Origin of the sequence: Streptomyces sp. V4I23 (assembly GCF_030817975.1) — a bacterium.
In the GTDB taxonomy this organism is placed as follows: Bacteria; Actinomycetota; Actinomycetes; order Streptomycetales; family Streptomycetaceae; genus Streptomyces.
Genome location: NZ_JAUSZW010000004.1, coordinates 5,562,521 through 5,585,019, shown reverse-complemented (window position 1 = coordinate 5,585,019; position 22,499 = coordinate 5,562,521). Strand labels below are relative to the sequence as shown.

20 protein-coding genes and 1 pseudogene are annotated in these 22,499 nt (G+C 74.4%); 14 read left to right on the top strand and 7 right to left on the bottom strand.

The window, feature by feature from the left end; translation table 11 throughout:
* Positions 1-85: 85 nt before the first annotated feature.
* The 4 genes from QFZ82_RS27655 (at position 86) to QFZ82_RS27640 (ending at position 3,147) form a co-directional block, all read left to right on the top strand.
* Positions 86-1,225, top strand: a complete 1,140-nt coding sequence (locus QFZ82_RS27655; protein WP_307715727.1) for a DUF2330 domain-containing protein — start codon at positions 86-88, stop codon at positions 1,223-1,225.
* Between the two features lie 15 nt (positions 1,226-1,240).
* Complete coding sequence (locus QFZ82_RS27650) at positions 1,241-1,936, top strand: O-methyltransferase (protein WP_307715726.1); 696 nt, start codon at positions 1,241-1,243, stop codon at positions 1,934-1,936.
* A 353-nt stretch (positions 1,937-2,289) separates the two neighbouring features.
* A complete protein-coding gene (locus QFZ82_RS27645) occupies positions 2,290-2,604 on the top strand; it encodes an antibiotic biosynthesis monooxygenase (RefSeq protein WP_307715725.1) in 315 nt (104 codons plus the stop codon).
* Positions 2,605-2,667: 63 nt separating this feature from the next.
* Positions 2,668-3,147, top strand: coding sequence for a GNAT family N-acetyltransferase (locus QFZ82_RS27640; RefSeq protein ID WP_307715724.1), 480 nt, complete (start codon positions 2,668-2,670; stop codon positions 3,145-3,147).
* A gap of 3 nt (positions 3,148-3,150) precedes the next feature.
* On the opposite strand, the gene QFZ82_RS27635 is transcribed toward QFZ82_RS27640, so the two are convergent.
* Positions 3,151-5,226: an MFS transporter gene (locus QFZ82_RS27635; RefSeq protein WP_307715723.1), complete on the bottom strand. Its 2,076-nt coding sequence runs from the start codon at positions 5,224-5,226 to the stop codon at positions 3,151-3,153.
* 248 nt (positions 5,227-5,474) lie between these two features.
* On the opposite strand from QFZ82_RS27635, the gene QFZ82_RS27630 reads away from it, so the two are divergent.
* On the top strand, positions 5,475-6,824 hold the full coding sequence (locus QFZ82_RS27630; protein WP_307715722.1) for a peptidoglycan-binding protein: 1,350 nt from the start codon (positions 5,475-5,477) through the stop codon (positions 6,822-6,824).
* A 136-nt stretch (positions 6,825-6,960) separates the two neighbouring features.
* Positions 6,961-7,623 (top strand): HAD-IA family hydrolase, encoded by a 663-nt coding sequence (locus QFZ82_RS27625; protein WP_307715721.1) that lies wholly within the window; start codon positions 6,961-6,963, stop codon positions 7,621-7,623.
* A 111-nt stretch (positions 7,624-7,734) separates the two neighbouring features.
* Here QFZ82_RS27625 and QFZ82_RS27620 read toward each other — a convergent pair whose 3' ends face one another.
* Together QFZ82_RS27620 and QFZ82_RS27615 are read right to left on the bottom strand one after the other, a co-directional pair.
* Positions 7,735-8,319, bottom strand: coding sequence for a TMEM165/GDT1 family protein (locus tag QFZ82_RS27620; protein ID WP_307715720.1), 585 nt, complete (start codon positions 8,317-8,319; stop codon positions 7,735-7,737).
* Positions 8,320-8,694: 375 nt separating this feature from the next.
* Positions 8,695-9,445 (bottom strand): annotated as a pseudogene (locus QFZ82_RS27615) (ABC transporter permease).
* 193 nt (positions 9,446-9,638) lie between these two features.
* On the opposite strand from QFZ82_RS27615, the gene QFZ82_RS27610 reads away from it, so the two are divergent.
* The 5 genes from QFZ82_RS27610 (at position 9,639) to QFZ82_RS27590 (ending at position 15,660) form a co-directional block, all read left to right on the top strand.
* A complete protein-coding gene (locus QFZ82_RS27610; protein WP_307715719.1) occupies positions 9,639-10,292 on the top strand; it encodes an HNH endonuclease family protein in 654 nt (217 codons plus the stop codon).
* A gap of 88 nt (positions 10,293-10,380) precedes the next feature.
* The gene (locus tag QFZ82_RS27605; RefSeq protein ID WP_307715718.1) at positions 10,381-12,063 is read left to right on the top strand and encodes an alkaline phosphatase D family protein; all 1,683 of its coding nucleotides are present in this window, start codon (positions 10,381-10,383) and stop codon (positions 12,061-12,063) included.
* 119 nt (positions 12,064-12,182) lie between these two features.
* Positions 12,183-14,210 carry an FAD/NAD(P)-binding protein gene (locus QFZ82_RS27600; RefSeq protein ID WP_373429333.1) on the top strand — a complete coding sequence of 676 codons (2,028 nt, stop codon included), beginning with the start codon at positions 12,183-12,185 and terminating at the stop codon, positions 14,208-14,210.
* 55 nt (positions 14,211-14,265) lie between these two features.
* A complete protein-coding gene (locus QFZ82_RS27595) occupies positions 14,266-14,733 on the top strand; it encodes a DoxX family protein (protein ID WP_307715716.1) in 468 nt (155 codons plus the stop codon).
* 297 nt (positions 14,734-15,030) lie between these two features.
* Complete coding sequence (locus tag QFZ82_RS27590; RefSeq protein WP_307715715.1) at positions 15,031-15,660, top strand: DedA family protein; 630 nt, start codon at positions 15,031-15,033, stop codon at positions 15,658-15,660.
* On the opposite strand, the gene QFZ82_RS27585 is transcribed toward QFZ82_RS27590, so the two are convergent.
* The gene (locus tag QFZ82_RS27585; protein WP_307715714.1) at positions 15,632-15,874 is read right to left on the bottom strand and encodes a DUF2277 domain-containing protein; all 243 of its coding nucleotides are present in this window, start codon (positions 15,872-15,874) and stop codon (positions 15,632-15,634) included. The two genes, QFZ82_RS27590 and QFZ82_RS27585, sit on opposite strands and share 29 nt — an antisense overlap.
* Before the next feature lie 144 nt (positions 15,875-16,018).
* Between QFZ82_RS27585 and cbiE the strand changes: the two genes are divergently transcribed.
* Both cbiE and cobM read left to right on the top strand, forming a co-directional pair.
* Positions 16,019-17,266 carry a precorrin-6y C5,15-methyltransferase (decarboxylating) subunit CbiE gene (gene cbiE / locus QFZ82_RS27580; RefSeq protein ID WP_307715713.1) on the top strand — a complete coding sequence of 416 codons (1,248 nt, stop codon included), beginning with the start codon at positions 16,019-16,021 and terminating at the stop codon, positions 17,264-17,266.
* Entirely contained in the window at positions 17,263-18,012 is a 750-nt protein-coding gene (cobM, locus tag QFZ82_RS27575) for a precorrin-4 C(11)-methyltransferase (protein WP_307715712.1), read from the top strand. Before cbiE ends, cobM begins: the two co-directional genes overlap by 4 nt.
* Positions 18,013-18,344: 332 nt before the next feature.
* Here cobM and QFZ82_RS27570 read toward each other — a convergent pair whose 3' ends face one another.
* A complete protein-coding gene (locus QFZ82_RS27570; protein WP_307715711.1) occupies positions 18,345-19,466 on the bottom strand; it encodes a cobalt-precorrin-5B (C(1))-methyltransferase in 1,122 nt (373 codons plus the stop codon).
* Between the two features lie 12 nt (positions 19,467-19,478).
* On the opposite strand from QFZ82_RS27570, the gene QFZ82_RS27565 reads away from it, so the two are divergent.
* Entirely contained in the window at positions 19,479-20,201 is a 723-nt protein-coding gene (locus QFZ82_RS27565) for a cobalt-precorrin-6A reductase (RefSeq protein ID WP_307715710.1), read from the top strand.
* Between the two features lie 168 nt (positions 20,202-20,369).
* Here QFZ82_RS27565 and QFZ82_RS27560 read toward each other — a convergent pair whose 3' ends face one another.
* Together QFZ82_RS27560 and QFZ82_RS27555 are read right to left on the bottom strand one after the other, a co-directional pair.
* The gene (locus QFZ82_RS27560) at positions 20,370-21,800 is read right to left on the bottom strand and encodes a precorrin-2 C(20)-methyltransferase (RefSeq protein ID WP_307717860.1); all 1,431 of its coding nucleotides are present in this window, start codon (positions 21,798-21,800) and stop codon (positions 20,370-20,372) included.
* Positions 21,801-21,868: 68 nt separating this feature from the next.
* The gene (locus QFZ82_RS27555; protein WP_177150061.1) at positions 21,869-22,495 is read right to left on the bottom strand and encodes a precorrin-8X methylmutase; all 627 of its coding nucleotides are present in this window, start codon (positions 22,493-22,495) and stop codon (positions 21,869-21,871) included.
* Positions 22,496-22,499 lie beyond the last annotated feature (4 nt).

The window sequence follows — 22,499 nt, the reverse complement described above, 5'->3', positions numbered from 1 at the left end:
ACTGTCCGATTTTTGCCACCCGGTCTCACCCGGGAGGCCCTGACCAGCCGGAACCGCCGAGGCGTCCGGCACCGTCACAGGAGGCATGCGGGGGAACATACAAGAACGCGGGCCGCGCCCGCGCGCGCTCGTCGTCCTGTTGCTGCTGCTCGGCTTCCAGCTCGGGGCTCTTGTCGCACCGGCCCATGCCTGCGGCTGCGGCGCGATGGTGCCCGACCGGAACGCGCGCATCTCGGTGGGCCGGGAGACGTCGGTGGTCGACTGGGACGGCCGCACCGAGCAGATCGTCATGCGCTTCACGGTCACGTCCGACACGCCGCGGGCGGCATGGATCATGCCGGTGCCGGGGCGCGCCACGGTCGACCTCGCGGACGGGGCGCTCTTCGACGAACTGGTGCGCATCGCCGCGCCCGAGTACCGCGAGCGGCACTACTTCTGGCCGCGCGGCGGCGACTGGCCGTTCGACGACGTGGACGGCGCGGGGGCCGCGCCGCCGGGTGCGGCGGCCCGGGACGACGGGGTGGGCGTGGTCGGCCGCGAACGGCTGGGTGACTTCGACGTCGCCCGGCTGACGGCGACCGACCCGGACGCGCTGGGCGACTGGCTGGACGAGAACGGCTTCGAGATGCCCGCCGGCCTCACCGGCGACCTGGAGCCGTACGTCGAACGGGGCTGGGAGTACGTCGCCGTACGGCTCGCGCCGCGAGAGGAGGGCGCGGTGCTGACGGGCACGCTCGACCCCCTGCGGCTGCGGTTCGCGAGCGACGAACTCGTCTATCCGATGCGGCTGTCGCGGCGCGCGGACACCGCCCAGTCCCTCGGCCTGTTCGTGCTCGCCGACCACCGCATGGAGCCGCGCTCGGCGATCGGCGGCAGTGAGCCGGAGGTGACGTTCGCGGGGCGGGTGACGGCCCCGGGTGGGGAGCTGGGCCGTCTCACGGGAGGGAAGGAACGCTTCCTCACCGTCCTGGACCAGGAGTTTCCCGACCCGTCCCGGATCAGCGGGGACCACGAGCTGCGGGCGGCCGCCGAAGACACACCCTTTCGGCGGGTGGTGTGGGACGACGACCTGCTGACGCTCGGGGGCGTACCGGTGTGGCTGCTGACGTTCGTCGCGGTCGCCGCCGGGGCGTCGGCGGCGGTGCTGCGGGGCGTACGGGCACGGCGGCGCGGGCGACCGGTCGAGCCGCCCGCGCCAATGCGTGTGCCGCCGCGCGTGTCGTGAAATAGCGTGACCCGTATGACTGATGACGCTGCGCAGGACCGACTGCAGGACCGGTGGAACGCCGTCGACCGCTACGTCGGCGAGCTTCTCGTGCCCGAGGACGACGCGCTCACGGAGGCGCTGACCGCGAGCGAGGCGGCGGGGCTCCCGGCGATCAACGTCGCCCCGAACCAGGGCAAACTGCTGCATCTGCTGGCCCGGATCCAGGGAGCGCGCACGGCGCTGGAGATCGGCACGCTGGGCGGCTACAGCACGATCTGGCTGGCCCGCGCGCTGCCCGCGGACGGCCGGCTGATCTCGCTCGAATACGACCCGGCCCACGCGGACGTGGCCCGCGCGAACCTCGCCCGCGCGGGCTGCGACAAGGTCGCCGAGGTCAGGACGGGCGCCGCGCTGGACCTGCTCCCCCGCCTGGCGGCGGAGCCGGGAGCCGGCCCGTTCGACCTGGTCTTCATCGACGCGGACAAGGCGAACAACGCCCGCTACGTGGAATGGGCCCTGCGCCTGACGCACCCGGGAAGCGTGATCGTGGTGGACAACGTGGTGCGCGGCGGCGGGGTGAGGGACCCGTCGAGCGAGGACCCGGCGATTGTCGGCACGCGGGAGATGTACCGGCTGGTGTCGGAGGAGCCGCGGCTGGACGCGACGGTGGTGCAGACGGTGGGCGTGAAGGGGTGGGACGGGCTGCTGGTGGCGCGCGTGGTGAGCTGACTTCTCCCCACCCCGCCCCTTCCCGAACTGGGGCTCCGCCCCAGCCCCCGTGTGCCGCGCCGGCCCGGATTCCGGGCCGTGCCACGGCCTGAGGGCTCCGCCCCAGGCCCCATGGGCCTCGCGCCCTGCGAGGCGCGGGCCTCGGGACTCTGCCCCAGGCCCGGTTGCGGCTTCGCGGCTCCGCCCCGGTAGCGCGGGCGCGGGCTGCGCCCCAGCCGCCGTTCCCGGCTCCGCCCCGGTACCGCGCTACGCGCGGTGTCCTCAAGCGCCGGACGGGCAGGGGCGCGCGGCGTGGGGCGGAGGCTCGCGAGCGCGTCGCGTCCCCGGCGGGGGGCGTGCGGCAGGATGGGGGCATGAGCATCGTGAAGATCAACGTCCTCACCGTTCCCGCCGACCAGCGCGACACCCTCGAGAAGCGCTTCGCCTCCCGCGCCGGCGCCGTCGAGTCGTCCGACGGGTTCGAGTGGTTCGAGCTGCTGCGGCCCGTCGAGGGCACCGACCAGTACCTCGTGTACACCCGCTGGCGCGACGAGGCGTCGTTCCAGGCGTGGATGGAGGGCCCCATGAAGGCCGCGCACCAAGGCGGCGGCGAGCGGCCGAAGCCCGCCGCCAGCGGGTCGACCTTGTGGTCCTTCGAGGTCGTCCAGCAGGCCGCCCCCAAGGCCTGACCCGCGGCCCCGCGCCCGTAATTCATTGGCCGGAAGGACCCGCCGGGGGATACAGAGGTCCGTATGACCGAGTGGACCCTCGCCCCGGAGGCCGTCGACACCGACGACGCCTGTGCCCTGCGCCGCGCCTACTACGGCGACGTCGCCGGCAGCTACTGGAAGCGGCCGGCGACCGACGCCGAGATCGACGAGGGCCTGACCGGGGACGGCGCCGAGCGACTCGTCCCGCCCGCGGGCCAGTTCGTCGTCGGGCGGTACGGGGGCGCGCCCGCCGCCTGCGGCGGCGTGCTGATGCTGGACGCGGAACGGGCCGAGCTCACCCGCGTGTTCGTCCGCCCCGCCTTCCGCGGCCTCGGGGGCGCCGGGCTGCTCATGGACCTCCTGGAGCACGAGGCCCGCGCGCTGGGCGCCCGCCGCATGGTGCTCAACACCCGGCTGGATCTGCTCGCCGCCCGGGCCCTGTACGTACGGCACGGGTACGAGGAGATCCCGGCGTACTGCACCGGCCCGTACATGGAGATCTGGTACGGCAAGAAGCTCTAGCGCTCAGTGCCGGTGGGGGTACTCCACCGCGGGCCGCTCGTGGTCGCCGCGCGGCTCGGGGCCGTGGGGCCGTTCCGCGTCCGATCCGCACAGCTCGCTGTTGAGCTCGCGCACCAGCTGGATCAGGTCGGTCGGCCGGTCCGGCCCCCACCAGTCGCCCAGCAGCTCCGCCAGCGACTCCTCCCGGGCCTGCGACAGCCGGGCCGCCGCCTCCGCGCCCCGGTCCGTGAGCAGGAGGTCCAGGCCCTCGCGGCGGGCGAGCCCACGCCCTTCGATCTCGCGGGCCGCCTCGGTGACGGTGCGCAGCGGCACCGGTGTGGTCTCGGCGAGGCGGGCCGGTTCCACCATGCCGTGCCGCCTGATGCGCAGCAGGAGCCAGCTGGACGCGGGCAGCAGGTCGTACCCGGCGCGCGCGGTGATCTTCTCGTAGATGTGCCGGCGCCCCTCGCGGGAGCCCAGGACGGACAGCGCGCGGGCCACCTCGTCGCGCGAGGAGCGTTCGACCGGGTTGGAGGCGAGCGTCTGGCTGGGCTCGGGCGCGGTGACCGAGCCGCGCAGCTTGTCCTCCCTGAGGAACCAGGAGACGAGGAACGCGACGAGGACGACCGGCACCGCGTACAGGAAGACGTCCGTGATGGACGTGGCGTACGCGTGGAGCACGGACGGGCGCAGCGGCGGCGGGAGTTCGGCGATGGCGCGCGGGTCGGCGGCGAGTTCGGACGCGCCCGCGCCGGGCGGCACCTGCTGTCCGGCGAGGGCGCCGGCGAGCTTGTCCTCCAGCCGGTTGGTGAAGATCGTGCCGAAGACGGCGACGCCGAACGACGCCCCGATGGACCGGAAGAACGTCGCACCGGACGTGGCGACGCCCAGGTCCTCGTAACTGACCGCGTTCTGCACGACGATCACCAGCACCTGCATGACCAGGCCGAGTCCGGCACCGAAGACGAAGAAGGTCGCGCTCATCTGCCAGGGGGAACTGGACTCCTTCAGCTGGTGCAGCAGGACGAGCCCGAGCGCGGTGACGGCCGTTCCGGCGACGGGGAACACCTTCCAGCGGCCGGTGTGGCTGACGATCTGCCCGGACGCCGTGGAGGTGATCAGCATGCCGAGGACCATCGGCAGCATGTGCACACCGGACATGGTCGGCGACACGCCCTGCACGACCTGGAGGAACGTCGGCAGGTACGTCATCGCCCCGAACATCGCGAAGCCGATGACGAAGCTGATGACGGCGACGAGGCTGAACGTCCTGATGCGGAACAGCTTCAGCGGCAGCACCGGTTCGGCGGCGCGCCGCTCGACGGCGACGAACGCCACGAGCAGGACGGCCCCGAGCACGGCGAGCGCGATGATCTGTGCCGAGCCCCACGCCCAGGTGGTGCCGCCGAGGGAGGCGACGAGGACGAAACAGGTGGCGACGGAGGCGATGAGGAACGTGCCGAGGTAGTCGATCGTGTGCGGGGTGGCGCGGGCCGGGATGTGCAGGACGGCGGCGATGACGAGCAGCGCGACGACGCCGATGGGCAGGTTGATGTAGAACACCCAGCGCCAGCTGAGGTGTTCGGTGAAGAACCCGCCGAGGAGCGGGCCGAGGACGCTGGTCGCGCCGAAGACGGCGCCGAACAGGCCCTGGTAGCGGCCGCGTTCGCGGGGCGCGACGATGTCGCCGACGATCGCCATGGACAGCACCATGAGCCCGCCGCCGCCGAGGCCCTGGAGGGCGCGGAAGGCGATGAGTTGGGGCATGTTCTGCGCGATGCCGCACAGGGCGGAGCCGAAGAGGAAGATGACGATGGCGGCCTGGAAGAGTTTCTTGCGGCCGTACTGGTCGCCGAGTTTGCCCCACAGGGGGGTGGCGGCGGTGGAGGCCAGCAGGTAGGCGGTGACCACCCACGAGAGGTGCTCCATGCCGCCCAGTTCGCTGACGATGGTCGGCAACGCGGTGGCGACGATGGTCTGGTCGAGCGCGGCGAGCAGCATGCCCAGCAGCAGGGCTCCGATGGCGACGAGTACGGTCCGGCGGTTCCGGCCCCCTCCCGGGGCCGAGGGCGCGTGCGCGGTGCTCACTTCCTGGGCCATGCGGATCTCCTTTGCGTTCCCTTCCATCGTGGTGGGTGTGTCCGGTTATGGCCTGCCGAGCGGCTTTGGGGCTGGGACAGGCGGGGTGGTGCCGTGCGGTGGCGCACCGGGCGTCTGCATAATCGGCGGCATTCCTAGGGGAGGGACCGGCCATGACCGGAAACAGCTGTCCCGAGTGCGGCAGACCGCGGAGCGCGGACGGCAGCGCCGGATCCGGATGCGACTGCGCGCGGAGAGCGGTGGAGGCGATGAGGGCGGAGCGCCAGGCGCGTGCCGCCGCGGCGGAGGACTACGATCCGCTGCGGATACGCCCCTATGTGGCGCTCCCGGACCCGGACTTCCCCGACACGGCTCCGCCGCCCCCGCCGCCCCCGCTCCCCCGCGAGGCACCGCGACCGCAGCCCGTCCGCCCCGCGGACGGGACCGTGCCGGGGGCCGGAGCCGAGGCCGTCCGGCCGGCGGGCCCGCTCCCGCCCGCCGGCCCGCTCCCGCCCGCGGCCGGAGCAGCGGGGGCCGTCGGCCCCGCGACCGCGACCGTCGGCGCCGTCAGCCCTGCGGGCGGGATGACGCCGGGGGCGACGGGGTCCGCAGCCGTCAGGCCGGCGGGCCCGAAGGCGCCGGACGGAGCGAGGGCCGGGGTCATCGGCTCCGGGAACGCGGGGGCCGCGGGCGGCGTGGGCGCGGTCGGGACACGCGGCGAGCCCTGGCCGACCGGGCCGGTCGGTCCGGCCGGGGCTGTGCCCCCCGGCGTGGACGGGCCCGAGACAGCCGAGCAGGCGACCGCCGGGCCGGCGCTCGCGCCGGGTGGACCCGGGGCGCACCACGTTCCCGTACCGCAGGCCATGCCGGAGGACGCCGCCACCATGGCTTTCGGGGTCGTACGAGCCCCCGGCGCGCCCGGCGCGGCGTGGGACGACGACGCGCACGAGCTGCCTCCGCTCGACGGCCACGCCCCTGACGCCGCCCCGCCCGCCGGGCGCGCGCCACGGCGGCGCGCGGCCGTCGCCGTCGTCGTCGGCGCGGCCGTTCTCGCCGTCGCGGGGACCGTCGCGTTCGCCGGCGGCCTGTTCTCCGGGGAGCGCGAACCGGACCACGTGTCGATGCCCGACCGGGACACGAGCGGCCCCAGCCTCAACGTCGGCCCGGACGCGCCGTCCGCTCCCCCGTCCGTGACCGGTTCGCCCTCCGACTCCTCCTCCGCGTCGGCGTCCCCTTCCGCGTCGGCGTCCTCGTCGGGGCGCTCCTCCGCATCGGCCTCGGCGGACGGCACGGCACCCGCCGGGTCCGCTCCCGCGGCCCCGGCCCCGAGCGCGCCGCCGTCGACCGCTGTGGCGACCGGCGGCGTGTCGGAGGAGCAGCCGGGGCGGTCCTCGGCGAAAACCCTGCAGAAGGGCGACAGCGGACCCGCCGTGACCGAGCTCCAGCTGCGGCTGGCGGAGATCGGGCTGTACGAAGGCCCCGCGGACGGGCAGTACAGCGAGAGCGTCGAGGACGCCGTGGCGCGGTACCAGTGGGCACGCGGCATCAAGAGCGACGCCCTCGGCGTCTACGGGCAGAAGACGCGCCGGTCCCTGGAGGCGGAGACGAGCGAGCCGTGACGAGGCCGACGCGGAGGCGGGGTGGCGCGCACCGCCCCTCTTTTGTATCGTGTAGGAACAAAGTGGTTCCGCCCGTACTCCCTGACCGGCGGGCGGAACCGCTCTGTCTCCTTCCCCCCGCCCTGGAGCCACGCCGATGCCGGCCACCACCACGCCCGTCCTGACCGCCCGTGCCCTGCTCCTGGACATGGACGGCACCCTCGTCAACTCGGACGCCGTGGTCGAACGCTGCTGGCGCGCCTGGGCCGTCGAGCACGGGCTCGGCCCCGACGAGGCGCTCAAGGTCGTCCACGGACGCCAGGGCTACGCGACCATGGCCGTCCTCCTCCCCGACCGGCCCATGGAGCAGAACTACGCGGACAACCGCGTCCTGCTCGCCCAGGAGACCGCCGACACGGACGGCGTCGTACCCGTCGAGGGCGCGCCCGCCTTCCTGGCCGCGATCGCCGGCCTCCCGCACGCCCTGGTGACCTCGGCGGACGAGGCGCTGGCCACGGCCCGGATGAACGCGGCAGGACTGCCGATGCCCGCGGTGCGGGTGACCGCCGAGTGCGTGGGCGCGAGCAAGCCCGACCCGGAGGGCTTCCTCAAGGGCGCGGCCGAGCTCGGGTACGACCCCGCGGACTGCGTGGCGTTCGAGGACTCCGAGGCCGGGATCACGGCGGCCCGAGCGGCGGGCATGCGCGTCGTCGGCGTCGGCCCGAGGGCCGCCGCCTTCGCCCCCGACCTGTACGTGCCGGATCTGACGCACCTCACGGTGACCGCCCGCCCCGACGGCACGATCGCACTCAGCGCCTGACGGCGTCCGCCTTCCCGCGCCGGGCCTTGCCCGCAGGGGCAAGGTCCGGCGTGTGCGGACGGCCACGGCCGGCGAACCGCCCGGCCCGCCCGGGGGCGACCGCCGAGGCGGTCAGCCCGCGAGGGCCTCGTACAGGCTGAACGCGGCCAGGGCCAGCATCAGCGCGGCGGCGATCCTGGTGATCAGCCGCAGCGGCACGTACTTCATCAGCGTCCGGCCGCCGAGGATCCCGATCGCGGCGACGGCCCACAGCGCCAGCACGGCGCCGAGGCCGACGGAGACGGGGTTGTCGTAACGGGCCGCGAGGTTGGCGGTCATGATCTGGGTCAGGTCACCGAACTCGGCGACGAGGATGAGCATGAACCCGGCCCCCGAGACCTTCCAGAAGGACTGGTCCGCCGGAGCCTTGATGCTCTCCTCGTCGCCGTCGTCCTTCTTCAGGAGCAGCATCAGCGCACCGGCGAGGAACAGCAGGCCGACGACGGCCTGCACCAGCCGGTGCGGCAGCAGGGTGAGCACGCTGCCGGCCGCGATGGCGAGCCCGACGTGGACGGCGAAGGCGGCGGCCACCCCGGCGAAGACGTACGAGGCGCGGTACCGGGTGCCGAGCATCAGACCGGCCAGGGCGGTCTTGTCGGGCAGCTCGGCGAGGAAGACGACACCGAACGTGATCGCCATGACGGTAAAGCTGATCATGGAGGGAAAACCTCAATCGGTCGGGCGCGGCCCTGCCGAGAGTCCTGAGCGTTTCAGGGGTCGCTTCGGCACGGCAGCGCCATGAATGACATGGACACTGCGGCCGAAGGTCTCGCTGGCGGTCTCGGACGAGTCCGCCTCCGGGCGCCGGCCGGGCACGAGGCCCGGCAGTATGTCGACGTTCCGGCGAAGAGCTACTCCCCTTACGGTCCCGCCAGCATACGTGACCGCCCGGCCGGCCTGTCAGGGACCTTGGTCCCGGCCTCCGGGGCCTTCGTCACACCGGGCACGGGCGGCGTCGCGGTGCACGGGGCCGGCGGGAGGGGAGCGCCGCCGAGCCGATGGTCCGGCCGGCGACGGGCCGCGCCGCCGCGGTCAGGGAGTGTCCGTGCCGTCCCGGTGCAGCCGGCCCCGGGCGACGAGTTCCAGCACCACCGCGACGGCGACGGCCTGGACCGCCATCAGGGCGACGAGCACGAAGAGTTGCACCGCGCCCGCCTCCACCGGTGACGCGCCGCCGAGCAGCATGCCGACGAACGCGCCCGGCAGCGTGACGAGTCCGACGGTCCTGGTCTGGTCGAGACCGGGCAGCAGGGCGTCGGAGGCGGGCTCGCGGGCCACTTCCATGCGGGCGTCCCGGTCCGGCAGACCGAGGGCGAGGCCCGCTTCCACCTCGCCGCGGCGCTGGGCCAGTTCGTCCAGGGGCCCGGCGGCCGCCGAGGACGGTCGCGGTGAGCGCACCGCCGATGAGGATGCCGGTCACGGGGACGAGGGTGATGCCCTTCACGGGCACGAGCCCGGTCAGCAGCAGGGCCGCGACGACGGGGAGGACGCCGGCGGCGATCGGGAGCGCTGCCCACCACCAGGTGGAGTTGACGGTGATGCGGCGCCCGGCGGTGCGCACGGCTACGGCGTACATCAGCAGCAGGAAGGCGAGGAGCAGCGGTACGGCTTGGACGACCCACCCGATCGCGAGGGAGACGACGGCGAGTTGGGCCGCCGCGCGCACGCCCGCGACGGCGATCGCGCGGGAACGGCCCAGGTGGGCGAGGGCGGCGACGGTCGCCGCGACGGCGAGCAGGACGGCCAGTACGGCCCCGAGGGTGAGGTTGACCGGCAGCAGCACGCGGCAACCCTAGCCCGCGGGGCGGACGGTGCCGGTGCGTCAGAACCCTTGATGTGACGTGCTCATGTCGTCACTCTGTTACCTGGCGCCCATCCCCGAGCAACCTGGCGCCGCCAGCATGGCCACGCCTGGGCCCCTCCCGCACCGAAGGGCGCAGGGGTGGCCACGATCCCCCCACTCCAAAGGAGTTCGCATGTTTGGTGTCTACGCGCGTCACGCCCGCCGGGCGGCCGTCCTCGCCGCAGCCTCCGCCGTCGCGGCCACCGGCCTGCTGGCGACCGCTCCCGCCGCGCAGGCCGCCCCGCCCACTCCTGTCAGCGCCTCCACCGCCCGCAGCTACCTGAGCCAGCTGACCGTCGCCCCCGAGGGCTCCTCGACCGGCTACAGCCGTGACCTGTTCCCGCACTGGATCACCCAGTCGGGCGCCTGCAACACCCGCGAGGTCGTCCTCGAGCGCGACGGCTCGAACGTCGTCCAGGACTCCGGCTGCGCGGCCGTGAGCGGCAGTTGGTACTCCCCGTACGACGGCGCCACCTGGTACGCGGCCTCCGACGTCGACATCGACCACATCGTCCCGCTCTCCGAGGCGTGGCGGTCCGGCGCGAACAGCTGGACCACCTCCAAGCGCCAGCAGTTCGCCAACGACCTGACCCGCCCGCAGCTGATCGCGGTCACCGACAACGTCAACCAGGCCAAGGGCGACCAGGACCCGGCCGAGTGGCTGCCCTCGGTCACCTCGTACCGCTGCATGTACGCCCGGATGTGGGTGCACACCAAGTACTACTGGAACCTGAAGGTCGACTCCGCCGAGAAGAGCGCGCTCCAGTCCATACTCAACGGCTGCTGACCGCAGGCCCCGGGCCCGGGCCCGCCGGATGGAACCAGGCCGCCCCTCCCGTCGTTCCGTACCGTACGGGGCGACGGAAGGGGCACACATGGCCGGGCTGCGCCTGGGGCCGCTGCTGCGGTACGTGGACTGGGACACGGGCACGAGCGCGACCGTCTGGGTCGAGGCGGACCGCCCGTGCACGGCCGAGGTGCGCTGCGAAGGCGGCGGCCACGGCTCCTCGCGCACGTTCGCCGTCGCGGGCCACCACTACGCGCTCGTGGTCGTGACCGGTCTCACGCCGGGCACGACCTCGGCGTACGAGGTGCTGCTCGACGGCGAGCGGGTGTGGCCGCTGCCCGACTCGCGCTTCCCGCCCAGCACGATCCGTACGCCCGAGGCGCACTCGGCGGACGTCGTCGTCTCCTTCGGCTCCTGCCGCTGGGCCGCGCCGCCCGCCGGCGGGCACGACCCGGTGGGCCCCGACGTGCTGGACACCCTGGCCGCCGCGCTGGCCGCCGATCCCACCGCCCGGCGGCCCGACGTGCTGCTTCTGCTCGGCGACCAGGTGTACGCGGACGAGACGTCGGACACGACCCGCCGGTGGATCGCCGGGCGGCGGGCCGCGGCAGGCACGGGCTCCTCGGCGCCGGCGGAGCAGGTCGCGGACTTCGAGGAGTACACCCGCCTGTACGACGAGTCCTGGCTCGACCCCGAGCTGCGCTGGCTGCTGTCGACGGTCCCCAGCTGCATGATCTTCGACGACCACGACCTGGTCGACGACTGGAACACCAGCGCGTCCTGGCTCGCGGACATGCGGGCGAGGCCGTGGTGGCAGGAGCGGGTGACCGGCGGACTCATGTCGTACTGGGTGTACCAGCACCTGGGCAACCTCTCCCCCGCCGAACTGGACGCCGACGAGCTGTACGGGCAGGTGCGGGCGGCCGGGGACGGGACCGACGCGCTGCGGAAGTTCGCGCTGCGGGCGGATGCCGACCCGGCCTCGGTCCGCTGGAGCTACCGCCGCGACTTCGGCCGCACCCGGGTGCTGATGGTCGACACGCGGGCCGGCCGCGTGCTGGAGGAGCAGGCCCGGGCGATGCTCGACCCGCAGGAGGCCACGTGGCTGCGGGACCAGGCGCTCGACGGCCGGGGCTCGCTCGACCACCTGCTCGTCGGCAGCTCGCTCCCGTGGCTGCTGCCGCCCCTGATCCACGACGTGGAGGAGTGGAACGCGGCGCTGTGCCGGGGTGGGCGCGGCGCGCGCTGGGCGCGGCTGAGCGAGCGGGTGCGCCAAGGCGCGGACCTGGAGCACTGGGCGGCGTTCCCGGCGTCGTTCGAGAAGCTGACGCGCATGATCGCGGAGGCGGGCGCCGGTGAGGGCGCCCCCGCGACGGTGTGCGTGCTCTCCGGCGACGTGCACCACGCGTATGTGGCGGAGCCGGTGTGGCCGGCGGCCGGGCGGCCCGCGGCACGGGTGCTCCAGCTGACGTGCTCGCCCCTGCACAATTCGGTGCCCGCGGCGATCCGGGTCGGGTTCCGGTTCGGCTGGAGCCGGTTCGGGAGGCTGCTGGGCCGCGCGCTGGCCCGGCACGGCCGCACGGGCGCCCCGTCCGTGAACTGGCGGCGTACGGGCGGTCCGTGGTTCGGCAACCAGCTGATGACCCTGACGCTGCGGGGCCGTTCCGCCGCGCTGCGGCTCCAGAAGGCGGAGGGCCAAGAGGAGGTGCGGGGCGGAGCGGCCCCGCGGCTGACGACCGTGCTGGAGCGGACCCTGACGGACGGCCCCTGACCGGGCGTCGCGTTCCGGCCGTGCGGGGCGTGTGACGCGGACCCGGCCCGGCGGCCTGCGGCGTGACACCGGCATGATGAGGTGGACGATCCGCTTCCAGCGCCCGTCGCGCACCCCACATGCCCCGGGAGTCAGTGTTGTCCGCAGGTTCCGCGCAGTCCCCCCGCCCCTTTGCGATAGCCCTCGTCGGAGCAGGCCCCCGCGGCACGTGTTTCCTCGAACGGCTCTGCGCCTCCGTCCCGGACCTCGCCCCGGACACGCCCCTGACCGTCCATGTCGTCGACCCCGCCGCGCCCGGCGCCGGCCGCGTGTGGCGCACCGACCAGAACGCCGAGCTGCTCATGAACACGGTGGCCTCGCAGGTGACGGTGTTCACGGACGACAGCGTCGCCTGCGAGGGGCCGATACGCCCGGGGCCGAGCCTGTACGAGTGGGCCGCCGGCCGGCCCGGCGAGCGACTCGGCCCCGACGACTACCCCACCCGCGCCTGCTACGGGCGCTACCTGGAATGGGCCTTCGCCCGCACGGTGGGCTCGGCACCGGAGGCGGTGCGGGTACGGGTGCACCGGGCCCTCGCCGTACGGCTGGAGGACGACCGGGACGCCCCGGCCGACGTACGGGACCCGCTGCAGTCGCTCCGGCTCGACGACGGCACGCTGCTGTCCGGGCTGAGCGCGGTCGTGCTCGCGCAGGGCCATCTGCCGGTGGTTTCGCGCCAGTCCACGGCGCAGCTCGCCGACTACGCGGCCCGCCGCCCGCGGCTGCGCCACTTCCCGCCCGCCAACCCGGCCGACCTCGACCTGTCGGGCATCGCCGCCGGGGAGCGGGTGCTGCTGCGCGGCCTGGGACTCAGCTTCTTCGACCACCTGGCCCTGTTGACGACCGGCCGCGGCGGCTCGTTCGTCCGCGACGGGGAGCGGGGGCTCGTCTACCGTCCGTCCGGGCGCGAGCCGAAGCTCTACGCGGGCTCGCGGCGGGGCGTGCCCCACCAGGCGCGCGGCGACAACGCGAAGGGCCCGTCGGGACGGCACGAACCGCTGGTGCTGACTCCGGAGGTGATCGCCGGCTTCCGCGAGCGGGCCGAGGCCGGGCACCCGGCCGACTTCCTCTCGGAGATCTGGCCGCTGGTCGCCAAGGAGGTGGAGACCGTCTACTACGCGTCCCTGCCGGCGGTCCGGGAGCGTGAGACCGCGGGCGGGGGCGCGGGCGCGGGCTCCTTCCGTGAGCGGTTCCTGGCGGCGGGCCACGGCAGTGCGGAGGAGGCCGAGACGCTGGAGGCGTTCGGCGTGGCGGAGGCGGACCGCTGGTCGTGGGACCGCCTCGCACGCCCGCACCGGGGCGAGGTCTTCACCTCCCGCGCCGGTCACCGGGCCTGGCTCCTCGCGTATCTGCGCGCAGACGCCGCGCACGCCGGGCTCGGCAACGTCGAGGGCCCGGTGAAGGCGGCTCTCGACGTGCTGCGCGACGTCCGCAACGAGCTGCGCCTGATCGTCGACCACGGAGGCCTGACCGGTACGTCCCGCCGCGACCACCTCGACCGCTGGTACACGCCGCTGAACGCGTTCCTCTCCATCGGCCCGCCCCGGCGCAGGATCGAGGAGATGACGGCGCTGATCGAGGCGGGCGTCCTGGAGGTGGTGGGGCCGCGGATGTCGGTGGGCACCGAGGCCGGGCTGTTCACGGCGCAGTCGCCGGACGTGCCGGGATCGGCCGTGACGTTCACCACGCTCATCGAGGCGCGGCTGCCGGAGCCGGATCTGCGCAGGACGTGCGACGAGCTGCTCGGCCGGCTGCTGAAGACAGGCCAGTGCCGCCCTCACGCCATCGACGGTTACGAAACCGGAGGTCTGGATGTCACACCGCGCCCGTACCGTCTGGTCAACCGTCAGGGGCGGGCGCATCCACGGCGGTTCGCGTTCGGCGTGCCCACCGAGGGCGTGCACTGGGTGACCGCGGCGGGCGCCCGGCCGGGCGTGGACTCGGTGACGCTGTCGGATGCCGACGCGGTCGCGCGCGCGGCCCTGCGTTCGCTCGCCCCGCCGCTCGCGGGCGCGGGCCGCGGCCCGCGCAGGGACATCGAGGCCGGCATCCAGAGCGGGGCGGAAATCGGACGGCGGCAGAATGTTGAACTTGCAAGTATGAATTAGGTCCGCCTAACCTGGCCTCCTCATCGGTTCCGTCCCCCATGACCGAAGGAGTCCCATGGCAACCCCCACATTTTCCGGTCGGCTGCATCAGGCGCAGCCGTACGCGCTCGGGCTGTTCCGCATCGTCGTCGGCCTGCTGTTCCTGTGCCACGGCGCCGCATCCCTGTTCGGCGTGCTCGGCGGGATGAACGGCACCACCGTGGAGACCGGCGTCTGGCCCGGCTGGTACGCGGCGGTCATCCAGCTCGTCGCCGGCGCGCTGGTGCTGCTCGGCCTCGGCACGCGCACCGCCGCGTTCCTCGCGTCCGGCTCGATGGCGTACGCCTACTTCTCGGTGCACCAGCCGGAGTCGCTGTTCCCGCTCCAGAACGGCGGCGAGGCGTCCGCCATGTTCTGCTGGGCGTTCCTGCTGCTGGTCTTCACCGGCCCCGGCGCGCTCGCGCTCGACGGCCTGTTCGGCGCGCGCGGCGCGGAGCGGGAGGGCGAGGGCGCCCGCGGGGAGAAGGCGGCCGTGACCGCCTGACGTCCCAACCGCTCTTTCCCGCACCGGCCGTTGGGCCGCCCGTGTCCCAGCCGGGCGCCTCGCGCGCGGAGTGCGGCGGCACCCGGTCCCTCGTCACGAGGGGCCGGGCGCTTCGCGTTCCGCGCGCCTGTCGTACGCGCCCCCTGGGGGTTCACGCGGTGTACGACATCTGGCTCCCCTCCCGCCCCCTCCCGATCTCCGCGCGTCACCCGGGCGTACGCTGTACAGCTGTCAAGCCGCCCCCTGGCGCCCCTCGCGACACAGCGGCCTTGTCACCGGAACCGGGGAGAGAACAAGGTGCTGGAGAGTGTGGGGTCGCTGACCGGCAGCCCATGGATCTACGCCGTCGTGGCCCTGTCCGTCCTCCTCGACGTCTTCCTGCCCGTCCTGCCCAGCGGTGTGCTGGTGATCACGGCCGCGACCGCTGCCGCCGCGGGCTCCACGGCGGCCGTCGCGGACGCGGCGGGGCAGGTGCAGCGCGAAGTCCCCTCCCTGCTCGTCCTCGTGCTCTGCGCGGCGACCGCGTCCGTGCTGGGCGATCTGGTCGCCTACCGGCTCGCCTGGCGCGGCGGCGACCGCTTCGACCGGGCCATCGCCCGCTCCCGCCGCCTGACCAGAGCGCAGGAACGTCTCGGCGCCGCGCTCAGCCGCGGCGGCGGAGCGCTCGTCGTCATCGCCCGCTTCGCGCCCGCCGGACGGTCGGTGGTCTCGCTGGGCGCGGGCGCCGCACGACGCACGGTGAGGGAGTTCCTCCCGTGGTCGGCCCTGGCCGGCCTTGCCTGGGCCGGCTACAGCGTCGGCCTCGGTTACTTCGGCGGCCAGTGGCTCGGCGCGAGCTGGGTCGGCGCGGCGGTGTCGGTGCTGGCGCTGTTCGCGGCCGGGTCGCTGGCCGCCTACGTCATGCGGCGTCCGGCGCCGGCCGCCTGACGGCCCCGCCGCGCACCTCGAGCCCTTCGAGGAGCCTGCGGGTGGCCTCGGTGATGTCGTCGACGGCCTGCTCGAACACCTCCCGGTTGTGCGCGGCGGGCGCCCGGAAGCCGGACACCTTGCGCACGTACTGCAGAGCGGCGGCGCGCATGTCCTCCTCGGTGGCCTCCTCGGGGAGCACGGGCGGACGAAGGGTCTTGATGCTGCGGCACATGCGTCCAGTGTGCCGCGCGCCACTGACAGGCCGCGAGCGTCGGGTCCCGGGGAGGAAAAGCGGCGGGGGCCCGTCAGGACGGTCCCGGGCGGACAGTAGAGTGCGGCTCCGTCCCCTCCCCCGCTTCCCGAGGTACCCGACTCCGTGACCCCCGCACCGCCCCCACCTGCAGTGACCGTCGTCGGGATCGGCGCGGACGGCTGGCCGGGGCTCGCCCTCGCCTCCCAGGACGCCCTGCGCGGAGCCGAGGTGATCATCGGCGGTACGCGGCAGCTGGCGCTGCTGCCCGGCGAGTGCGGCGGCGAACAGGTGCCGTGGCCCAGCCCCCTGCGCGCCGCCGTCCCCGGGCTCCTCGCCGCGCACGCCGGACGCCGCGTCGCCGTCCTCGCCAGCGGCGACCCCTTCTTCCACGGCATCGGGCGCGCCCTCGCCGACGAGCTCGGGCCCCACGCGCTGCGCGTGCTGCCGCATCCGTCCTCCGTCTCGTACGCGTGCGCCCGGCTCGGCTGGCCCGTCGAGGACACCGGCGTCGTCACACTCGTCGGCCGCCCGGCGGCCCGCCTCGCCGCCGCGCTGCACGACGGGCGCCGCCTGCTGGTGCTCAGCACGGGGGCGGACACGCCCGCCGAGGTCGCCGCCCTGTTGCGGGAGCGCGGCTACGGCCCGACGCGGATGCGTGTGCTCGCACAGCTCGGCGCCGACGCCGAACGGCACGTAGACGGCACCGCCGACACCTGGGACACCGACGCCGCCGGCGCCGTCGACCCGCTGAACGTCATCGCCCTCGACTGCCGCCGCGCGCCCGGCGCCCTGCGGCTGTCCGCCGCGCCGGGTCTGCCGGACGAGGCGTACGAGCACGACGGCCAGCTCACCAAGCGCCATGTCCGCGCCGCCACCCTCGCGGCGCTCGCGCCCGCGCCCGGCGAACTCCTGTGGGACATCGGCGGCGGGTCGGGGTCGATCGCGATCGAGTGGATGCGTACGCATCCGTCGTGCCGCGCGGTCACCGTCGAACGCGACGCGGTGCGCGCCGAGCGCATCGCCCGCAACGCCGACACCCTCGGCGTGCCCGCCCTGCGCGTCGTGCGCGGAGCGGCGCCCGAGGCCCTGGCCGGGCTGCCCGCGCCCGACGCCGTGTTCATCGGCGGCGGGCTGACCGTCCCCGGCCTGCTGGACGCCTGCTGGGACGCGCTGGCGCCCGGCGGCCGGCTGGTCGCCAACACCGTGACGCTGGAGTCCGAGGCGCTGCTCGCCGAGCGGTACCGCGCGCTGGGCGGCGAGCTCGTACGGCTCGCGGTCGCGCACGCCGTGCCCGTCGGCGGGTTCACCGGCTGGCGCCAGGCGATGCCGGTCACCCAATGGTCCGTCACCAAGAGCGGAGAACTGTCATGACCGTGTACTTCATCGGTGCGGGCCCCGGAGCCGCCGACCTGATCACCGTGCGCGGCGCGCGCACGCTGGCGTCGTGCGGAGTCTGCCTGTACGCGGGCTCCCTGGTCCCCACGGAACTGCTGGCCGAATGCCCGCCGGACGCGCGCCTGGTGGACACGGCCCGGATGGACCTGGACGCCATCACGGCCGAGCTGGTCCGCGCCCACGAGGAGGGCCACGACGTCGCCCGGCTGCACTCGGGCGACCCGTCGGTCTTCAGCGCGGTCGCCGAGCAGATGCGGCGGCTGGACGCGGCGGGCGTGCCGTACGAAGTGGTCCCGGGCGTACCGGCGTTCGCGGCGGCGGCCGCGGCGCTGAAGCGGGAGCTCACGGTCCCGACCGTGGGCCAGACGGTGATCCTGACGCGTATCGCCCAGCAGGCGACGCCGATGCCGGAGGGCGAGGACCTGGCGACGCTGGGCAGGAGCGGGGCGCTGCTGGTGCTGCACCTGGCGGCGCGCTATGTGGACCGGGTCGTCGACGAACTGGTCCCGCACTACGGCAAGGACTGCCCGGCGGCGGTCGTCGCGATGGCGAGCCGCCCGGACGAACTGGTCCTGCGGGGCACGCTGGAGGACATCGCGGACCAGGTGAAGTCGGCGGGGGTGACGCGGACGGCGGTGATCCTGGTGGGCCGCACGCTGGCGGCGACGCAGTTCCGCGACAGCCATCTGTACTCCCCGGAACGCGACCGCCACACCTGCTGACGGGGCCGCCCCGGGATGCGCCCGGTACAGGGCCCAGCGCAGGCCCCCCGGGCCGAGAGCGCCCCGAACCGTGCGACGCCCCCGTGGCGTTGTGCCCACCCTCCCCCGGACTCCGTCCGGGTGCCCCATCGCCCAGCGGAACAGTTACCCACAACGGTGGCCAGATCCCGCGCGGCGCAGCCCGCGCACGGCCGGGGCCGTGGCGAAGCCCCGGGTCTCGTCAGAGTTTCGGGGAGGGGCGGGGTGTGGGGACATCACCCCATGCGCCACAACCCGCGCCCTCGGGGCACAGCAGCCCCCAGACCCGCGTACGGCGCAGCCGGGAAAACGGCTCACGGCCCCGCCGGGGCCGACCGGCCCACCACCGTCCCCGCGCGGTCGATGCACACCACGTCCACCGTCACCGGCGCCCCCCGCAGGACCGACAGGGCCTCGTCGCGGGCCCTAGCCGCGACGAGGTCGCCGAGCGGGACGCCCGCCGCCTCGCACAGGCGCAGCGCCGCCAGGCCCGTGTTGGCCGTGGCGATCTCCGCGGCGAGGGACTCGGACGCGCCGCCCGCGCGGGCCAGATCCGCGAGGAAGCCCTTGTCGACCTGGGAGCGGGCCGAGTGCAGGTCCAGGTGACCGGCCGCCAGCTTGGAGAGTTTGGCGAAGCCGCCGCAGACGGTGAGCCGGTCGACCGGATGCCGCCGCACATACTTCAGCACCGCGCCCGCGAAGTCGCCCATGTCGAGCAGGGCGATCTCCGGCAGGTCGTAGAGCGTCGTCACCGTCTTCTCGGAGGTCGAACCCGTACAGCCCGCCACGTGCGTCAGGCCCGCCGCGCGGGCCACGTCCACACCGCGGCGGATGGAGTCGATCCAGGCCGAGCAGGAGTACGGGACGACGATGCCGGTCGTCCCGAGGACGGACAGACCGCCGAGGATGCCGATCCGCGGATTCCACGTGGAGCGGGCGATCTCCTCGCCGTCGTCGACGGAGACGGTGATCTCGACGTCCCCCGTGCCGCCGTGCCGGCCCGCCACGAGCGCGACGTGGTCGCGCATCATCTGGCGCGGAACCGGGTTGATCGCCGGTTCGCCCACCTCCAGGGGCAGGCCGGGCAGCGTGACCGTGCCGACGCCGGGTCCGGCCCGGAAGACGACTCCGGAACCGGCCGGCAGCAGGCGGACCGTCGCCCGGACCAGCGCGCCGTGCGTCACGTCCGGGTCGTCGCCGGCGTCCTTGACGATCCCGGCCATGGCGGACGACGAGCCGGTCAGGGCTTCGACGGCCAGGGCGAAGGAGGGCGTCTGGCCCTTCGGCAACGTGATCGTCACCGGGTCCGGGAACTCCCCGGTGAGCAGCGCCGTGTACGCGGCCGTGGTCGCCGCCGTGGCGCACGCCCCGGTCGTCCATCCGGGCCGCAGACCGGTGTGCTTGAGTTGGGCGTCCCGCCCGCCGCCTGAACTCATGAAAGGACTCCCGTGCACGTACTCATTCTCGGCGGGACCACCGAGGCCCGCGCCCTCGCCGCGACCCTGCATCCCGAGGTCCATGTCACCAGCTCACTCGCCGGGCGCGTCGCGAGCCCCCGGCTGCCGGTGGGCGAGGTACGGGTCGGCGGGTTCGGCGGTGTGGACGGGCTCGTGGACTGGGTGCGCGCACACCACGTGGACGCGGTCATCGACGCCACCCATCCCTTCGCCGAGCGGATCAGCTTCAACGCGGCCCGGGCGGCCGCCACAGCCCATGTTCCCCTGCTGGCACTGCGCCGCCCCGGCTGGGTCCCGGTCGAGGGCGACGACTGGCACCCGGTCGGCTCGCTGACGGAGGCGGCCCGCGCACTGGACGGCCTCGGGGAGCGGGTGTTCCTGACGACCGGGCGGATGGGGCTCGCCGCCTTCGCGGACTGCCCGCAGTGGTTCCTCGTCCGGTCGGTGGACGCGCCGGAGGCCCCGATGCCGGCCCGCACCGAAATCCTCCTGGACCGGGGCCCCTTCACCCTCGACGGCGAGAGCGAGTTGTTGCGCACCCACCGCGTCGACGTCCTGGTGACGAAGGACAGCGGCGGCGCGGCGACCGCCCCGAAGCTCCGCGCGGCCCGCGATGCGGGCATCCCGGTGGTGGTCGTGCGCAGACCGCCGGTGCCCGAGGGCGTGCGGGTGGCCGCGACGGTCGAGGAAGCGGCGGCCTGGGTGCACGGCTGAGGCCGCCGCCCCCTCGCGGGGTGCTGCGGCCTCGTTCGCGGGTGCCTCAGCTCGCGGCGGGAGCGCCGAGTTCGGTGAGCTGGACCCAGTTCAACGGTCTCGTCGTCCGCTGCGAGGAGTTCCCCCAGCCGCCCACGGCCACCACGGCGTTTCACGGCCTCGGCGCCCTCACCCGTAGCGGCGCGGCGTCCAGGCGATCGTGCGGCCGTCGCCACGCTCGACCGCCTGGGTCCGGGACGAGCCGATCAGCAGCAGCGTGCGCATGTCGACCTCGGAGGGCTCCAGCGTCTTCAGGGTCACCACCCGCACCGACTGTTCCGGGCCGCCCACGTCCCGCGCCACGACCACCGGGGTCTCGGGCGAACGGAGTTCGAGCAGCAGGTCACGGGCGGCCGCGACCTGATGGGTACGGGAGCGGGAGCCCGGGTTGTAGATCGCCAGGACCAGGTCCGCCGAGACCGCCGCGCGCAGGCGCTCCGCGATGACCTCCCAGGGCTTGAGCCGGTCGGACAGGGAGATCGTGGCGTAGTCGTGGCCGAGCGGGGCGCCGGCGGCGGCCGCCGCCGCGTTCGCGGCGGTCACGCCCGGCAGCACCCGTACGGGCACGTCCCGGTACTCCTCCTGGGAGGCGACCTCCAGTACCGCCGTGGCCATGGCGAAGACGCCCGGGTCGCCGCCCGAGACGACCGCGACCCGCCGTCCGCGCCGCGCCAGGTCCAGGGCGAACTCGGCGCGTTCGGACTCCACCTTGTTGTCGGAGCCGTGCCGGATCTGGCCGGGGCGGTGCGGGACGCGGTCCAGGTACGTGGTGTAACCGACGAGTTCGTCGGCGTCGGCGAGCGCGCGGCGCGTCTCGGGCGTCAGCCACAACGGGCCGGCGGGCCCCGTGCCGACGACCACGACCTCGCCGCGCTCCGGCTCCGGCCGCGGGTTGGCGATACGGCTCGGCACGACGGCGACGGAGAAGTACGGCACCGACTCCGGATCGATGTCGGCCAGTCGCCCGGTCCGTTCGCCGTTCATCGTGGCCCGCTCCACGTACCGGGCCTCGTCCAGCCGGCCCGAGGTCTCCATCGCGCGGCGTACGGCGGGGAAGGTGCGGCCGAGCTTCATCACGACGGCCGAGTCGGTCGCGGCGAGACGGGCGGTCAGCTCCTCTTCCGGCAGCGTGCCGGGGATGACCGTGAGGACCTCCTCCGCCTCGCACAGCGGGGTCCCGAGCCGGGCCGCGGCGGCACTGATGGAGGTGACGCCGGGCACGACCTCGGTCGGGTAGCGGTGCGCGAGCCGCTTGTGCATGTGCTGGTAGGAGCCGTAGAAGAACGGGTCGCCCTCGGCGAGGACGGCCACCGTCCGCCCGGCGTCGAGGTGCTCGGCGAGCCGGGCCGCCGCCTCCTCGTAGAAGTCGTCGAGCGCGCCGCGGTACCCGCCGGGGTGGTCGGTCGTCTCGACCGTGATCGGGTACATCAAGCGCTCCTCGATGTGGTCGGGGCGCAGATGCGGGGCGGCGATGGAGCGGGCGATGGAACGGCCGTGGCGCGCGCAGTGGTACGCGATCACGTCCGCCTCGGCGATGATGCGCGCGGCGCGCAGGGTCATCAGCTCCGGGTCGCCGGGGCCGAGCCCGACGCCGTAGAGGCGCCCCGTCGTCTTCTGGTCGTCGCTCACTACTCCGCCTCGCTCGCGATCGCGTTGACGGCGGCGGCGGCCATGGCGCTGCCGCCGCGGCGGCCGCGCACCACGAGGTGCTCGAGGCCCAGGGGGTGGGCGGCCAGGGCGTCCTTGGACTCGGCGGCGCCGATGAAGCCGACGGGAACGCCGATGACGGCGGCGGGGCGGGGCGCCCCCTGCTCGATCATCTCCAGGAGCCGGAACAGCGCGGTGGGGGCGTTGCCGACGGCGACGACGGAGCCCTCCAGCCGGTCGCGCCACAGTTCGAGGGCGGCGGCGCTGCGCGTGGTGCCCATCTCGGCGGCGAGCGCGGGCACGGACGGGTCGGAGAGCGTGCAGATCACCTCGTTGTCGGCGGGCAGCCGCTTGCGGGTGACGCCGCTCGCCACCATCTGCGCGTCGCACAGGATCGGCGCGCCGGCGCGCAGGGCGGCGCGGGCGTGCAGGACGACGTCCGGGGAGTGGGCGAGGTCGCGGACGAGGTCGACCATCCCGCAGGCGTGAATCATGCGGACCGCGACCTGGGAGACCTCGGCCGGCAGCCCGGCGAGGTCCGCCTCCGCGCGGATCGTGGCAAAGGACTGGCGGTAGATCTCCGCGCCGTCCTTCTCGTAGTCGAACACTGTG

Excerpts from the sequence above, each read along its gene's own strand:
- QFZ82_RS27655 (WP_307715727.1), top strand. The coding sequence starts at position 86 with ATGCGGGGGAACATACAAGAACGCGGGCCGCGCCCGCGCGCGCTCGTC.
- QFZ82_RS27650 (WP_307715726.1), top strand. The coding sequence starts at position 1,241 with ATGACTGATGACGCTGCGCAGGACCGACTGCAGGACCGGTGGAACGCC.
- QFZ82_RS27645 (WP_307715725.1), top strand. The coding sequence starts at position 2,290 with ATGAGCATCGTGAAGATCAACGTCCTCACCGTTCCCGCCGACCAGCGC.
- QFZ82_RS27640 (WP_307715724.1), top strand. The coding sequence starts at position 2,668 with ATGACCGAGTGGACCCTCGCCCCGGAGGCCGTCGACACCGACGACGCC.
- QFZ82_RS27635 (WP_307715723.1), bottom strand. The coding sequence starts at position 5,226 with ATGGCCCAGGAAGTGAGCACCGCGCACGCGCCCTCGGCCCCGGGAGGG.
- QFZ82_RS27630 (WP_307715722.1), top strand. The coding sequence starts at position 5,475 with ATGAGGGCGGAGCGCCAGGCGCGTGCCGCCGCGGCGGAGGACTACGAT.
- QFZ82_RS27625 (WP_307715721.1), top strand. The coding sequence starts at position 6,961 with ATGCCGGCCACCACCACGCCCGTCCTGACCGCCCGTGCCCTGCTCCTG.
- QFZ82_RS27620 (WP_307715720.1), bottom strand. The coding sequence starts at position 8,319 with ATGATCAGCTTTACCGTCATGGCGATCACGTTCGGTGTCGTCTTCCTC.
- QFZ82_RS27610 (WP_307715719.1), top strand. The coding sequence starts at position 9,639 with ATGTTTGGTGTCTACGCGCGTCACGCCCGCCGGGCGGCCGTCCTCGCC.
- QFZ82_RS27605 (WP_307715718.1), top strand. The coding sequence starts at position 10,381 with ATGGCCGGGCTGCGCCTGGGGCCGCTGCTGCGGTACGTGGACTGGGAC.
- QFZ82_RS27600 (WP_373429333.1), top strand. The coding sequence starts at position 12,183 with ATGCCCCGGGAGTCAGTGTTGTCCGCAGGTTCCGCGCAGTCCCCCCGC.
- QFZ82_RS27595 (WP_307715716.1), top strand. The coding sequence starts at position 14,266 with ATGGCAACCCCCACATTTTCCGGTCGGCTGCATCAGGCGCAGCCGTAC.
- QFZ82_RS27585 (WP_307715714.1), bottom strand. The coding sequence starts at position 15,874 with ATGTGCCGCAGCATCAAGACCCTTCGTCCGCCCGTGCTCCCCGAGGAG.
- cobM (WP_307715712.1), top strand. The coding sequence starts at position 17,263 with ATGACCGTGTACTTCATCGGTGCGGGCCCCGGAGCCGCCGACCTGATC.
- QFZ82_RS27570 (WP_307715711.1), bottom strand. The coding sequence starts at position 19,466 with ATGAGTTCAGGCGGCGGGCGGGACGCCCAACTCAAGCACACCGGTCTG.
- QFZ82_RS27560 (WP_307717860.1), bottom strand. The coding sequence starts at position 21,800 with ATGACCCTGCGCGCCGCGCGCATCATCGCCGAGGCGGACGTGATCGCG.